Raw genomic sequence first — 14,291 nt, forward strand, 5'->3', positions numbered from 1 at the left:
CTTGGCAACCCTCCATGATTATTGATTAAAGCATCAGACCTATTTGAGGTATTTTACGGCATTCCAAGCCAGAATTAACCAGCCAGCAATCATTAAGGCACCACCAATTGGCGTAATTGCACCTAAACCGCGCGGCAGACCCAGTGCCATGACATAGAGTGAGCCACAGAACAGGAAAATTCCCGCCTGAATCAGGAGAAAACTCCATTTGATTGGCAATTCAGGAATCACTCGGCTGATCACTGCCAGAATAAGTAAGCCAAGAGCATGGTAGAAGAAATAATCTGTGGCCGTTTGCCACCAGGCCAACTGTGCTTCAGTCGCTCGAGTCTTTAAACCATGGGCACCAAATGCCCCGAGCATGACTGCAAGCGCAAGATTCAGTGCTGAAATCGCAACCCACATTTGAATTGATCTTCCCAATAAAGTTTGCGCTTAACCTTAGCATAAAAGCCCAGGCTGAAACACGGCATTAAAAGATAAAAAAGCCTTCATATATGAAGGCTTTTCTAAGATTAGTAGCTTATTAATTCAACACGTCAGTTTGAAGACATTGCCACTTTGATTTTTTCCATTGCATTCTTTTCAAGCTGACGGATACGTTCGGCGGAAACATTATATTCAGCTGCCAGTTCATGCAAGGTTGACTTTTCATCATCCAGCCAGCGACGCTGCAAGATATTACGGGAACGGTCATCTAGCTGTTCCATCGCTTCATGCAGGGCAGAGGTGCTTTGTTCCTCATAGTCTTCATTTTCAATCAGACGTGCCGGATCATAACGGTTGTCTTCCAGATATAGCGCTGGAGCAACGTGAGTTGAATTTTCATCATCATCGTCACCTGATGCTTCAAATGCTGCATCATAAGCCGTCAATCGGCCTTCCATTTCCAGTACCTGTTCTGGTGTTACATTCAGGTCATTGGCAATCGACTGAGCTTCTTCAAGCGTTAACTTTTTAGAAGACTTTTTCAGGCTTCGTAAATTGAAGAACAGTTTACGTTGTGCTTTAGTGGTCGCAATTTTGACAATACGCCAGTTACGAATTACATATTCATGAATTTCAGCTTTGATCCAATGCACCGCAAATGACACCAGACGTACGCCCATACTCGGGTCAAAACGTTTAACGGCTTTCATCAAGCCAAGGTTGCCTTCCTGAATCAGGTCACCTTGAGGCAGGCCATAACCTGCATAACTACGTGCAATATGTACCACGAAACGCAAATGAGACATGACCAGCATTTTTGCTGCGTCCAGGTCCTGGTCGTAGTAATAGCGTTCAGCCAACTCTTTTTCTTGTTCGGCCGTTAAAATAGGAATTTGATTGACAGTGCTAATATAAGCACCAAGATTGACACCTGGCGCCGATAATGACAGGGGCATCAATTGATTGCGGCTGTCACTCATGTGTTCTCCTTGAAGTGCGGGGGATTTAACCCTTAACTAGGTTTTATCTTAATCCAAACTCTCCTCAAATAATGGATATTTGGGTAGAGAAATGTAAACTTTTATACGAGTATGGAGAGCATCCAGTTTAATTGAAAATTTTTAAGATTCAATCAGGTAGTGATACTCGGTTGCAGAAATCTGTTGAGATTCGCATTTTAACTGATGCATTTGGCAATACCGTGTAACATCAGTTTGACTATGTGGATCTGATGACTTTAGCAAGAATGTTTTGCCCTGATCTGCTTTTAATGCACGCTTTAACATCAGGAGCGGCATCGGACAGGGTTTACCCATGGCATCAATAATATGCGCTTGACCGTGGTTATCACTCATTTCCGTTTTATTCATATCGCAAAAAAGGCTATAAATATTAGCAAATAGGATGCCAAAACCCAACTATTTGGCTAAAAAGTTACATGAAATAATATATATAATTTTTCTGATATATTTTGTGAAAAAAATAACTAAATCAAAAGGAACAAAGCTAAAAAATATCTATTAATTGTCATAAACCCATGTTAAGCTCGTTGCGTATTTAGGATTTTAGATAAACAAATTGATTGTTTTTCGCCCTATACACAATGGATGTAACCGGGATTTTGTTAATAGTTTTACAGAATGATTACAAGCTTAAAAATAATATTTTCAAACTTGTTTGCTCTGCTGTTTGCAACACCGGGTGGTCCTTTTTTTAGTATCAATGAGGATTAACTTATGACAGCTGCTCGTGAACAAGGCGTAGTTAAATGGTTCAACGACACTAAAGGCTTCGGCTTTATTCAACGCAACGGCGGTGATGACGTATTCGTTCATTTCCGTGCTATTCAAGGCGAAGGCCACCGTTCACTTCGTGACGGCCAACGTGTTGAATTCAGTGTAGTTAAAGGCCAAAAAGGCTTTCAAGCTGAAGAAGTTCAACCATTAGACTAATCTTCGGATTAAGCTAATAAACGCCCCAATATAAATTGGGGCGTTTTTTGTTTATACTATTCCATCTTAGTGATTATCAAATTAGAGCAGCGCTTTATGTCATCTGGTTTTGAAACCTTAAATTTACATCCCCAACTGAAAAAGGCAATTGATGCTTTAGGCTTTACTTCCATGACGCCGATTCAGCAGAAGGTTTTAAAATTCACCTTGGCAGGACATGATGCTATTGGTCGTGCACAAACGGGTACGGGTAAAACTGCCGCATTCCTGATTAGCGTGATTAATGATTTGCTGAATAATCCGGTAAAAGAACAGCGTTATCGTGGTGAACCGCGTGCTTTGATTCTGGCACCGACTCGTGAGCTGGCATTACAGATTGAAAGCGACGCGCATGAGCTGACTAAATTTACGGATCTAAGTGTCGTAACACTTCTGGGTGGTGTAGATTTTGACAAGCAGAAAGCTCAATTGGATAAAGCGCCAGTCGATATCATGGTGGCAACGCCAGGGCGTCTGATTGACTTTGTCGAGCAAAAAGAAGTTTGGCTAGACCAGATTGAATTCCTAGTGATTGATGAAGCCGACCGTTTACTGGATATGGGCTTTATTCCATCAGTAAAACGTATCGTGCGTTTCTCGCCACGCAAAGAGCAGCGTCAGACGCTGATGTTCTCTGCAACCTTTAGCTATGATGTGTTGAATCTGGCACAACAATGGTTATTTGAACCGGTGACTGTTGAAATTGAGCCGGAAAAGAAAACCAATGCCGACGTTGAACAGCGTGTGTATATGGTCGCGAAGGCAGATAAATATAAATTGCTGCAAGACATTCTGCGTGATGAGCCGATTGAAAAGGTCATGATTTTCGCTAACCGTCGTGATCAGGTGCGTAAGCTATATGATCATTTAAAACGTGATGGTTATAAGGTGGTAATGCTGTCAGGTGAAATTGCCCAAGACAAACGCCTGAAAATGTTAGACCAGTTCAAAAATGGTAAACATAACATCATGATTGCGACAGACGTTGCAGGTCGTGGTATCCATGTAGACGGCGTATCTCATGTGATTAACTTTACTTTGCCTGAACAGTCAGATGATTATGTACACCGTATTGGTCGTACTGGTCGTGCGGGAACGCGTGGTGTAAGTATCAGTTTCCTGGCTGAAGATGATGCCTTCTATCTGCCAGAGATTGAAAAAGCGATTGGACAGAAATTACCGCTGACCCGTTTAGAAGGCTATTGCTAATCTAAACCGCAAAAAACCGCTCTTAAAGAGCGGTTTTTTATTACTGTATATATTGAAACTTATTTGGCTTCACAGCGGAACGTTAAAACAGTCTGATAATCATCATTCTGGTTCAATCCGGTATTGGTGCCGGCAATATTGCCTAATACAGTCGCAGCAGCCTGAATCATTTGTCCAGTCTGTTCATCGACTACACCTTTTAGTGCGCCATCATAAGAAGTTTTTTCATCCAGAATAATCGCAGTAGCTTTAGAGCCACAGGTTTTGCTGGCCGCATTTACTGCATTATTTTTAGAGGTCAACTGGTTTTTACCTAATCCTGTTACTTCAAACTGATTATTTTCCTTTTGAACCGCCACTGAAGTCGGGTTAGATGCACAGGCAGTTAAAAGTAGAGCTGAAGCTGCTAATCCGCTGATCGCAATTGTTTTTTTCATCATAAAATCTCGCTTGAAAACAGAACTGGGAATATTGAAACACAGTAAAAAGCACAGAATTAGGAGCTGTTGTATAAGTTTGGCAATTTTTGATGTTGCTCTATGAGAGAAAAGTGAATGAAAGAAACATTTTATTGATTCCACGGAAAATATTGTAATCTTCCTTAAATATTTTCAAGGTAAAGGTCATTGCAAGTTTCTAGAGTATTGCTAGTGGAATATGCTAATCTTGACCGTAGTTTTTAAGTTATAGATCTATAAAGCAATGACGGAATCTGTGGTCGACATCGTTCATCAAAATATTCACCAACGTCAATCAATAGGACATTTGCTGGCACCTGCGCCGAATGCCGAACAGTTAGAATTGGCATTTAAAGCTGCTTTGACAGCACCAGATCATCACCGGTTAAAACCTACTACTTTTGTGATCATCCCGGATGCGCAACGTGAAGCATTTGGTGAATTGTTATCGCAAGCACTGATAGATCTGGGTCAAACTGAATCGGCCCAAATTGAACGGGTCAAGAATCATCCCTTTCGTGCACCTTTGCTGGTACTGGCATTAACCCGTTTGCAGGATCATCCAAAAGTGCCACATTTTGAACAGATTCTGAGTTCAGGTGCTGCTATTCAAAACTTCCTGCTGTCTTTGCAGGCTCAAGGTTTTTCAACCATGTGGCGTAGTGGCGCAGTAGTAGAATCAAAATTTTTCAAGCAGTCGCTCGGTATTGGTAAAGATGATCTGGTTTCTGGCATTATCTATATCGGTACGGCGGCAAAAGCGATTGCACCACGTGCTGAAATCCAGACTCAGAATTATGTAAGTTATTGGAATCAAAACTAAGGCATTTCAAGACACAGGATATTAGAAAATAAGATGTCAGAATTAAATTTTACCGATTTGATTGAACCGGTGGCGGTCAACCAGAATACGGCTTTAAGAATTACAGTTTTAGGCGGTGGTAGTTTTGGTACTGCGATGGCCAATACCGCGGTTCGAAATGGCTGCGATACCATGATCTGGATTCGTGATCCGGAAGTAGCTGAAGATATTAATGCAACACATATCAATAAACGCTATCTACCGGATTTTAAGCTGGAAGAAAATCTGCTTGCTGTGTCCGATCTGGAGAAGGCTGTTCGTGATCGCGATATTATTCTAGTCGCGATTCCAAGCCATTCTTTCCGTGATGTGTTGCAGCAGATCAAGCCTTTTATCACATCTCAAGCGGTGATTTCCCTGACAAAAGGGATTGAAGCCAATACCTTCAGCTTTATGAGTGACATCATTCGTGAAGAATTACCGGAAGTGCCTTATGGTGTGCTGTCTGGTCCAAACCTGGCCAAGGAAATTGTCGCAGGTCAGCCGGCAGGTACGGTGATTGCCAGTAAATCTGAACTGGTACGTTATGCAGTGCAACAGGCACTCCATAGTGCGTTATTTCGTGTCTTTGCCAGTGATGATGTACATGGTGTAGAACTCGGTGGTGCACTGAAAAATATTTATGCGGTCGCGATGGGAATGGCGGCTGCTTATAATGTCGGTGAAAATACCAAGAGTATGATTCTAACCCGTGCGCTAGCTGAAATGAGCCGATTTGCAGTCAAGCTGGGTGCAAACCCGCTGACTTTCCTGGGGCTTTCAGGTGTAGGTGATCTATTTGCGACTTGTAATAGTCCGCTGAGTCGTAACTATCAGGTCGGTTATGCATTAGGTAAGGGTAAAACCTTAGAACAGGCAACGACTGAACTGGGGCAGACTGCGGAAGGGATTAACACGATTGTGCAGGTAAAAGCGCGTTCAGAAGAGCTGGATGTGTATATGCCGATTACAACTGCTTTGTATGAAGTGATCTTTGAAGGAGCACCGCCGCTGACGATCGCTTTATCCTTGATGAAAAATGGTCATCGCAGTGATGTCGAATTTGTCTTGCCACATCATCAAGTCTGATCTATAACACAGGAAGCGCTATGATTATGATGCTGACTGATGATCGTAGCGACCAAATAAATAGGGAAATAAGATGCAACTGACTTTAGTGCGACATGGCGAAGCCGCGCCACCAGTGAATGGGAATGATAGCAAACGTCCCCTAACGGAGCGCGGGCATCAACAGGCGGAACAGACAGCGCAGTATTTAAAGGACATCATTAAACCGGAAGTATTTGTGGTCAGTCCTTTATTGCGTGCGCAGGAAACTCTGGCGCATCTACAGCATTATTTTAAAGATGTGCCTGTGGTGATCTGTAATACGATCAAGCCTGATGATGATGCCAAAGTTGCAGTTGAATGGTTGTCGCAGTTGCCGTATGAGTCCATTGCGGTGGTTTGTCATATGAATGTTGTGGCGCATATTGCCTCTATTCTGCTGACAGAGTCTTTTCATCCGTTTCATTTGTCAGAAGCACGTATTTATGATCAGGCCGTGATTGCACCAGGTCTATCAACACAAGTTAATAGCTTTATTCCAACAGTATAAAAAACCAATTAAAACGGTAGAACACAATCGATGTTGTATTTATGGATGCCGGAAGCCAATGGGGTTTGGCAATGGTCAAAGGGGGAGTTCTGGAACACTGCTGCAACACTCGAGCAGCTGATTCAGGATATTCAGGCCTATCATGGTGAAGAGGTGACGGTCTTTTTTCCAAGTCGTCATGTGCAGATTTTGCAGCAGACCTTGCCTAAGAGCCAATATAAGAAAATGGGCAATGATGGCATCAAATATCTGTTAGAAGAATATGTAGTACTGCCTGTCGATACCATGAAAGTGCTGCATCATTTTCAGCAGCCTGACCAGATCAGTATTCTGGGGATTGCAAATTCTACAGTTGAAACTTTGCAGCATGCCCTGAATTTGATTCCTGTTAAACTCGCTGCATTATTGCCAGACTTTCTGGTTTTGCCAGTGCCTGAACATGCGCAGCAGCGCGTTATTGCACAAATTGGTGGGCATTTGCTGGTACGTGAAGCTGAATATATCGGCCAGTCAGTGGATGATCTGAGCCTTTATCTGGATTTTCAGTCTAAAGATCTGGAATATCAGGTCAGCAATCTCAGCCCTGAACAAATGAGCAGTTTAGAAGCGGTAGCAACACGTGAACAATTAAACTCGTTCCAATATACGTTGCCAATGCTAAAAAAACCGCAACAGCATCCATTTAATATCCTGCCAAAGGGTAAATCGGATCATACTGTTTCCGGTTACTGGAAAGCCTGTGCGGCGGTTTTTCTTGGGATTTTAGTACTACAGTTTACTTATGATGCGGTGCGCTGGTATCAATATAAAAAAGTCGCCAATACCACTGCGATGCAGGCGATTGACCAGTTTAAATATTGGTTCGGACAAAATTATCCGGTCACTGAGCAGAATATTAAAAGTCAGTTTGAAGCCCAGCTTCGTCAAAGTCAGACTGCAGATACTCAGGCTTTGCAGCTCATTAGCCGAGTCGGGCCGGTGTTGATGCAAAACCAGATTGTGGCACAGCGTGTCAATTATGATCCGTCTGGATTGAGTCTGCAGTTACAGTCCAATTCATCTGAAAGTTTAAATACTTTGACCAAGCAACTGGGGCAGCAGGGCTTTAAAGTAGAATTGGGGAATATACAGGCGAATGGAACAGGTGCCGTAGGACTGGTGAAAATACAATAATGAAAGCTATTGAAACCTTACAGAACCGCATGGATCTGCAAATTGAAAAACTGACCGATTATCTGGATCGTTTGTCAGCACGTGAACGCATTCTGGTAATCTTTACCACAATCTTTGTGCTGGTGACCGCTGTTGCGAGTGCACTCTGGGCAATGCATCAGGCAGCAGATACCCAGCAGAAACGTTTAAATGATCTAAAAGATACGCTGGTCTGGATGCAAAGCAATGCTGTTACTATGAAGCCGGCAGGAGACTTGCAATTAGATGCAGCAGAAAAAGTGCAGCGTATTGCTCAGCAACAAGGGCTATCGGTCGCATCACAGCAAATGGATGGAAAAATTCAGTTGATGCTGTCTCATGAAAATTATTCTGTGCTGGCCAACTTCCTGACACAGTTGGCACAAATGGGGCTAAGTATCGAGAAAATGGAACTAAATAATGAAGCAGGGCAGATTAAATTAACAGCGACTGTGCAATAACTGGTAAAAATAAAGATTTGCAAAGCATGGTTTTTTTGTCAGCCTATGCCTATAATATGCCGACTTAAAAAGCAGTAGACTTTTCTAGATATGTTGTATTCTCTAGCCCGTCCTTTGTTGTTTTCTTTAGCACCAGAGCGTGCACATGAGCTGACACTATCACTATTAAAATCATCCCATAAAATGGGCATGATGCGTCAAAATGTTGCTGTGAAACCTGTGACCTGTATGGGAATCGAATTTCCTAATCCGGTCGGTCTTGCAGCAGGGTTAGATAAAAATGGTGCCTATATTGATGCCTTGGCCAGTCAAGGCTTTGGTTTTATTGAAATTGGCACCATTACTCCACGCCCGCAACCTGGTAATCCTCATCCACGTTTATTCCGTCTTCCGAAAGCCAAAGCGATTATTAACCGTATGGGCTTTAATAATGATGGCGTGGACAAACTGATTGAAAACGTTAAAGCTGCAAAATTTAAAGGTGTGCTGGGAATCAATATCGGTAAAAACGCTGATACTCCGGTAGAAAAAGCAGTAGATGATTACCTTATTTGTTTAGAAAAAGTCTATAATTATGCTTCCTATATCACCGTTAATATTTCTTCTCCAAATACCAAGAACCTGCGCAGTTTACAAAGTGGCGATGCACTGACTGAATTGCTGGAAACGCTGAAGAATCGTCAGCTGGAACTGGCTCAGGAACATCAGCATTACGTTCCTCTGGTATTAAAAGTTGCACCGGATCTTGAAGCTGAAGATATTGCCTTTATTGCCAAGCAGTTATTGCAATACAAGATTGATGGTCTGATCGTGACCAATACCACATTGTCACGTGAAGGTGTGGAAGGTCTGGAGCATGCAGAAGAAGCGGGCGGTTTATCCGGTGCGCCAGTCTTTGAGAAAAGCACGGCATGTCTGGCTGCATTTGCAGAGGAATTAAAGGGACAAATTCCATTGATTGGTGTGGGTGGTATTCTTTCAGGTGCGGATGCGCTGGCCAAGAAAAAAGCTGGTGCAAGCCTTGTACAAGTCTATAGTGGCCTCATATATACTGGGCCGGAACTGGTTAAAGACTGTGTAGCCGCGCTTTAAATCCTATGAATGCCATTGATATCTTTCTACTGATTATCTTGCTCATTGGAGGGCTCAACGGTTTGCGCCAAGGATTTATTAAAGCCTTTGCGAACTTAGTGGGATGGATTTTTGCCTTGATTATTGCGGCGAAATATTCAACACTACTTGCGCCCTCAATGGTTGCTCTCAGTACAGATCCAGTGGTACAGAAGATTGCAGCCTTTGCCTTTATCGTTCTAATGATTGTGGTACTCACCTGGATTGTCACCTTTCTGCTCAACCGCATTTTAAAAACCCTGAAACTTGGTCCGCTGAATCGTCTTGCGGGCGGTGTTTTCGGCAGCCTGAAAGGTTTGCTGATTGTCCTGATTACCATGCAGGGTATTGGCCCTTGGGTTGAAAGTTCGCCGCACTGGAAGCAGTCTAAATTTATACAGGTTTTATTGCCATATGCGCCTTGGGCAACAGAGCTCTCCAAAGAAGCCGCAAATGGCGCCCTGCAACATATCAAGTCTGAAGGGGCACAGAAACCTTCAGATTCCTCATCTGAACCGGCATCCAAAGCCAAGAGTTCAGATGCGTCAACGAATAATCCTTTTTATTAATCCTAGCTTGTCTGCGAGGTTGCTATGTGTGGAGTAGTTGGTATAGCTGGTAAATCACCTGTTAACCAAATGTTGTTTGATGCATTAACGATGTTACAACATCGTGGACAAGATGCAGCTGGGATTGTGACTTGTCAGGAAGGCCGCCTGTTCCTGCGTAAAGATGTCGGTATGGTACGTGATGTATTCCATACCCGTCATATGCGTGCTTTACAGGGTAATTATGGTATTGGCCATGTGCGTTACCCAACGGCGGGTACTTCAAGCAGTGCCGAAGCGCAACCATTCTACGTAAACTCACCTTATGGGATTACGCTGGCGCATAACGGTAACCTGACCAATGCTGAAGAAATTCATGATGACCTGTTCAAAACTGATCTGCGTCACATGAATACTGATTCAGATTCAGAAGTGCTACTAAACGTACTGGCGCACGAATTACAAAAACGTGGCAAGCTGGTACCAACATCTGAAGATATTTTCCAGGCTGTAACGCGTGTACATGAGCGTTGTAAAGGTGGTTATGCCGTTGTTGCGATGATTACCGGTCAAGGTCTGGTAGGCTTCCGTGATCCAAATGGTATCCGTCCATTAATTTACGGTTCGCGCGAAACAGAAAATGGTATGGAATATATCATTGCTTCTGAATCTGTAGCGATTACGGCACTAGGCTTCAAGGTTGAACGTGATATCGAACCAGGTGAAGCAGTTTTCATTGATTATGACGGTAACTTCTTTACCCAGCAATGTGCAGCGAATCCAGAATACCGTCCATGTATTTTTGAATATGTGTACTTTGCCCGTCCAGATGCAACCATTGATGGGATCTCTGTATATAAAGCCCGCCTGAAAATGGGTGAGAAACTGGCACAAAAAATCCTGCGCGAGTGGAGTGATGAGCACGACATCGATGTGGTGATTCCAATTCCGGATACTTCGCGTACTTCGGCATTAGAATTAGCCAATATGCTAGGCGTGAAATTCCGTGAAGGTTTCATGAAAAACCGTTATATCGGTCGTACCTTCATCATGCCAGGTCAGCAACTGCGTAAAAAATCAGTACGTCAAAAATTGAACCCGGTTGAGCTTGAGTTCCAAGGCAAAAACGTTCTACTAGTTGATGACTCGATTGTGCGTGGTACGACTTGTAATGAAATTATTCAGATGGCACGTGATGCGGGTGCGAAAAAAGTATTCTTCGCTTCTGCGGCACCTATGGTGAAATATCCAAACGTATACGGTATTGATATGCCGGCGAAATCTGAACTGATCGCTTCTGAACGTAGTGTAGAAGAAATCCGTGAAATTATTGGTGCTGACCGTCTGATTTTCCAGGATCTGGAAGACTTGAAAGATGCAGTACGTACCAAGAAAGTCCCTCATTTGCGTGAATTTGACTGTTCTGTATTCGATGGGGTGTATGTGGCAGGTGGAATCAATGCTGAATACCTTGATCAATTAGAGCAAAAACGCAGTGATGGTGCTAAAAAAGGTGACAAGTTTATTGATGTGAATATTGATGCAGCATCAGTTGACCTGACCGGTGTGCGCGAAGTCTAAGCAATTAAAATCATGATGAAAAAGCGGGAATTTCCCGCTTTTTTGTTTTATGATGAGCCCAAGGAAAGACCAGATCAGTTAGGGTGGTAGATTGAAAAGCGTAGGATATGCTTTGGTCAAAAACAAGAATATGCTATTGCCGGCCAGCTTTTGTCTGATTGCGATACTATTAACAGTTCTGATTATCAATACAGTTGTTGGCCTGTTTGTTTTCTATGCTGATCCTAGTCAGTCGATATGGTGGCATGTCCTTAGTCCTTATCTGGTTGCACTGGTTTTGTTCTTGATGATTATTTCGGTCATCTATGAATTTTATACGTTTCGTGCCGGCGGCTATTCTTTAGCCCAGCAAATGGGCGCGCGTCGACTGAACCAAATGGAAAGTATTCCGGAAGAAAGTGCTGCACTACGGATCAATACTCAACTGGCAGATACGTTCCTGATTGAACCGCCAGCTATGTATGTCCTGCCGAATGAAGTGGGGGTCAATGCATTAACAGCGGGTTTTAGTCCACGTGATACTGCTATTATTCTGACTTGGGGTGCATTACAAACCCTTGATGAAATTGAACTTTATGGCTTGCTCAGTCATGAATTTAACAAGATTCTATCTGGTGAAACAGCTAAAAATACCCGCCTGAAAATTCTATATAGTAGTCTGACTACCTTTAGCCAATGGGGCAGCAAGATTGCAAAGTTGGGGTTTTATCGCAATGATGTGCCTCGAGAAAACAAGTTTGAAACCTTCTATGTCTCAATCGGAGCAGTCATCTGGTTGATTGGCAGCTTGGGTATTTTGATTACACGTTTTATTAAATATATTTCATTGGGCGGACGTACCTATAAAAATGACCAGAAAACTCGCCGTCTGATTCAGAATGATGCCAATATTCAGACTTTATTGCGCATTCATGTGCATCATTCAGGTTCACAGATTTATAGTGAATATGCCGAATCCATTTCGCATATGTGTTTTGCTAATTCTTTAAGTCCACAGAACTGGTTGAATATTCATCCGAATATTAATCAGCGTATTTATGAATTAAATCCTGCCTTGATTCAGGATCTGCAGCTTGAAAATCTGAAGAAATTAAAAAACCAGCCTTTGTTTAGTCTGTTCCGTTCACTCGAAGATGTCGTGCCTGAAAGCACAGCAGTCTGGGAATCCCCACAGCCTTTGCCTTTATTGCGTTTGTCTCCAATTAGCTTCGCCATTAAAGATGCCATCAAGCCATTGAATCCTGAACTACGTGCTAATATGCCGCGTCCGGAGTTGATTGAACGTGCTTTGCAAACCTCGACCGGTTCACGTGAGGTCATGATTGCGATTTTGATGATCCGGCAATATCGTGAGTTTATTCCGACTGAGGCAGAAGTCAGTCGTGCGATTATTGATTCATTATTAAATCTGGATGGACGGGTACATATCTCGATTTTCCAGCAAGCCTGTAAAAATATTGGTGGAATGCCTACTACGGTAGCGCGACAGTTTTTAATGAAGCTGGCAAGGATTATTCAGGAAGATGGTGAAATCGGTTTGCTGGATGCCTTATTGCTAGAGCGGGTGAAGTATGAGCTGAATCTGTTACCGATGCATACGCCAACGTCTTTAGATGAGGTCAAACCACAGATTGTACGTCTGATTGATGCCTTGCTGCATGTGCAACAGATTAATAGCGATAATCAGCTGGAGGTTCGGGAAAAGATTTTAAACCGTATTCTTAGCCCGCGAGAACTTGAGCTGTATAGTGAAATCTCAGATGAGCCGATTGATTTGGCTGAGATTTTAAATGATATTGCCGGATTGTTATTGCGTGATCGTTTGAGCATGTTAGGAATTGCAGAAGTTTGCCTGTGGAGCGACCGGATCATGACTCAGGATGAGCTGGATGTAATGGAACTTCTGTACTGGCGCTTGGGCTTTGAATCTCATGAAATTACCCAGCAAATGCTCAAGAAAAACAGCTTGATGATTATCTAGTATTTTTAAATTAATATAATGTATTTAATTAAGTCCAGTCTTTCAAGAACTGATCTATAAACCAACTTGCAGTAGAAAAAAGTAATCTTATAAATTGATTTCTATTCTGAGTTAAAATGACTCAAGATAGAGAGTGAAAAACTGGAAATAGTTCGGCAAAGAAAAGCGAATCCCGTTAAAATGTTCGACCTGAAATAGGTGATGAAGAAAAGATGATTGGGCATCAGCGTGACATACTGGCAACATTAGGAATCGATATCTGGATTCCCAAGGGCGACGTATGTCAGCAGCATCAGGTTTCGATCTGGCGTGATCAGGCCCCAGCAGAATTGCATAGTGAAATCATCCTGCCACAACCGACTCAGATTGCTCCCGTAGCAAAAGCTCCTTTAGTCGCGCCTGAACCTGTCATTGTTGAAACAAAAGCTGAGGTTAAAAGTGAAGCGCCAGCAGTTGTTGCATCTCAGGAACAGCGGGAAATTCTGTATATTCCGCCATTCAACTTGCAGGCTTTAAGCTTGGAACATTGCACGATTGTCATCGATGCCACAGAAATGACCGAGCAAACCCAGCATTTATGGGCCAACATCCAGCGTGCTCTGCAAAGTGAATTTTATGAACTAAACTGGCCATTTCCATGGATGAATCTACAAGATGGTCGGGGTGTCGAATCTTATATTCAGGGTTTTCTGGACATGATGAGCCTGGAAAAAAATATCATTTCACTTGGCTCTATTCCGCATGTGACACTTAATAAAATGATTCAACTGGCATCTTTACAGGAAATGCTGGATCAGCCCATACTTAAAAAACGCTTATGGCAGTTTATGCAAAACAGGCCAGCGAACTTAGAATAATATTGATGTGGAATAG

16 protein-coding genes are annotated in these 14,291 nt (G+C 42.8%); 12 read left to right on the plus strand and 4 right to left on the minus strand.

Annotated elements, in window-relative coordinates; all coding sequences use genetic code 11:
• Positions 1-39: 39 nt before the first annotated feature.
• The 3 genes from AC4MBN_RS05380 to AC4MBN_RS05390 all read right to left on the minus strand — a co-directional run bounded on the left by AC4MBN_RS05380 (position 40) and on the right by AC4MBN_RS05390 (position 1,784).
• Positions 40-405 (minus strand): DUF423 domain-containing protein, encoded by a 366-nt coding sequence (locus tag AC4MBN_RS05380; RefSeq protein ID WP_419374922.1) that lies wholly within the window; start codon positions 403-405, stop codon positions 40-42.
• Positions 406-539: 134 nt separating this feature from the next.
• A complete protein-coding gene (rpoH, locus tag AC4MBN_RS05385) occupies positions 540-1,409 on the minus strand; it encodes an RNA polymerase sigma factor RpoH (RefSeq protein WP_004782464.1) in 870 nt (289 codons plus the stop codon).
• A gap of 141 nt (positions 1,410-1,550) precedes the next feature.
• Positions 1,551-1,784: a sulfurtransferase TusA family protein gene (locus AC4MBN_RS05390; protein ID WP_175968201.1), complete on the minus strand. Its 234-nt coding sequence runs from the start codon at positions 1,782-1,784 to the stop codon at positions 1,551-1,553.
• A 381-nt stretch (positions 1,785-2,165) separates the two neighbouring features.
• On the opposite strand from AC4MBN_RS05390, the gene AC4MBN_RS05395 reads away from it, so the two are divergent.
• Both AC4MBN_RS05395 and rhlB read left to right on the plus strand, forming a co-directional pair.
• Complete coding sequence (locus AC4MBN_RS05395; protein WP_004782461.1) at positions 2,166-2,381, plus strand: cold-shock protein; 216 nt, start codon at positions 2,166-2,168, stop codon at positions 2,379-2,381.
• A 96-nt stretch (positions 2,382-2,477) separates the two neighbouring features.
• Positions 2,478-3,629 (plus strand): ATP-dependent RNA helicase RhlB, encoded by a 1,152-nt coding sequence (gene rhlB, locus AC4MBN_RS05400; RefSeq protein WP_004782458.1) that lies wholly within the window; start codon positions 2,478-2,480, stop codon positions 3,627-3,629.
• A 59-nt stretch (positions 3,630-3,688) separates the two neighbouring features.
• On the opposite strand, the gene AC4MBN_RS05405 is transcribed toward rhlB, so the two are convergent.
• Entirely contained in the window at positions 3,689-4,066 is a 378-nt protein-coding gene (locus AC4MBN_RS05405) for a hypothetical protein (RefSeq protein ID WP_034170065.1), read from the minus strand.
• A gap of 265 nt (positions 4,067-4,331) precedes the next feature.
• Between AC4MBN_RS05405 and AC4MBN_RS05410 the strand changes: the two genes are divergently transcribed.
• The 10 genes from AC4MBN_RS05410 (at position 4,332) to AC4MBN_RS05455 (ending at position 14,275) form a co-directional block, all read left to right on the plus strand.
• Complete coding sequence (locus tag AC4MBN_RS05410; RefSeq protein ID WP_004782456.1) at positions 4,332-4,910, plus strand: nitroreductase family protein; 579 nt, start codon at positions 4,332-4,334, stop codon at positions 4,908-4,910.
• Between the two features lie 33 nt (positions 4,911-4,943).
• Positions 4,944-6,017, plus strand: coding sequence for an NAD(P)H-dependent glycerol-3-phosphate dehydrogenase (locus AC4MBN_RS05415; RefSeq protein WP_419365587.1), 1,074 nt, complete (start codon positions 4,944-4,946; stop codon positions 6,015-6,017).
• A 73-nt stretch (positions 6,018-6,090) separates the two neighbouring features.
• The gene (sixA, locus tag AC4MBN_RS05420; protein WP_419365588.1) at positions 6,091-6,546 is read left to right on the plus strand and encodes a phosphohistidine phosphatase SixA; all 456 of its coding nucleotides are present in this window, start codon (positions 6,091-6,093) and stop codon (positions 6,544-6,546) included.
• Positions 6,547-6,576: 30 nt separating this feature from the next.
• Positions 6,577-7,719: a type II secretion system protein GspL gene (gene gspL, locus AC4MBN_RS05425; protein WP_491880795.1), complete on the plus strand. Its 1,143-nt coding sequence runs from the start codon at positions 6,577-6,579 to the stop codon at positions 7,717-7,719.
• A complete protein-coding gene (locus AC4MBN_RS05430) occupies positions 7,719-8,198 on the plus strand; it encodes a type II secretion system protein M (RefSeq protein WP_004782448.1) in 480 nt (159 codons plus the stop codon). The genes gspL and AC4MBN_RS05430 overlap by 1 nt, the downstream gene beginning before the upstream one ends.
• Before the next feature lie 90 nt (positions 8,199-8,288).
• Entirely contained in the window at positions 8,289-9,290 is a 1,002-nt protein-coding gene (locus AC4MBN_RS05435; protein ID WP_005235085.1) for a quinone-dependent dihydroorotate dehydrogenase, read from the plus strand.
• A 5-nt stretch (positions 9,291-9,295) separates the two neighbouring features.
• Positions 9,296-9,877, plus strand: a complete 582-nt coding sequence (locus AC4MBN_RS05440) for a CvpA family protein (RefSeq protein ID WP_005235088.1) — start codon at positions 9,296-9,298, stop codon at positions 9,875-9,877.
• A 24-nt stretch (positions 9,878-9,901) separates the two neighbouring features.
• Positions 9,902-11,437, plus strand: a complete 1,536-nt coding sequence (gene purF / locus AC4MBN_RS05445; RefSeq protein ID WP_491880796.1) for an amidophosphoribosyltransferase — start codon at positions 9,902-9,904, stop codon at positions 11,435-11,437.
• A 91-nt stretch (positions 11,438-11,528) separates the two neighbouring features.
• Complete coding sequence (locus AC4MBN_RS05450) at positions 11,529-13,418, plus strand: M48 family metalloprotease (RefSeq protein ID WP_491880797.1); 1,890 nt, start codon at positions 11,529-11,531, stop codon at positions 13,416-13,418.
• Between the two features lie 212 nt (positions 13,419-13,630).
• On the plus strand, positions 13,631-14,275 hold the full coding sequence (locus AC4MBN_RS05455) for a hypothetical protein (protein ID WP_491880798.1): 645 nt from the start codon (positions 13,631-13,633) through the stop codon (positions 14,273-14,275).
• Positions 14,276-14,291 lie beyond the last annotated feature (16 nt).

The organism is Acinetobacter sp. CAU_H_60 (assembly GCF_058599385.1).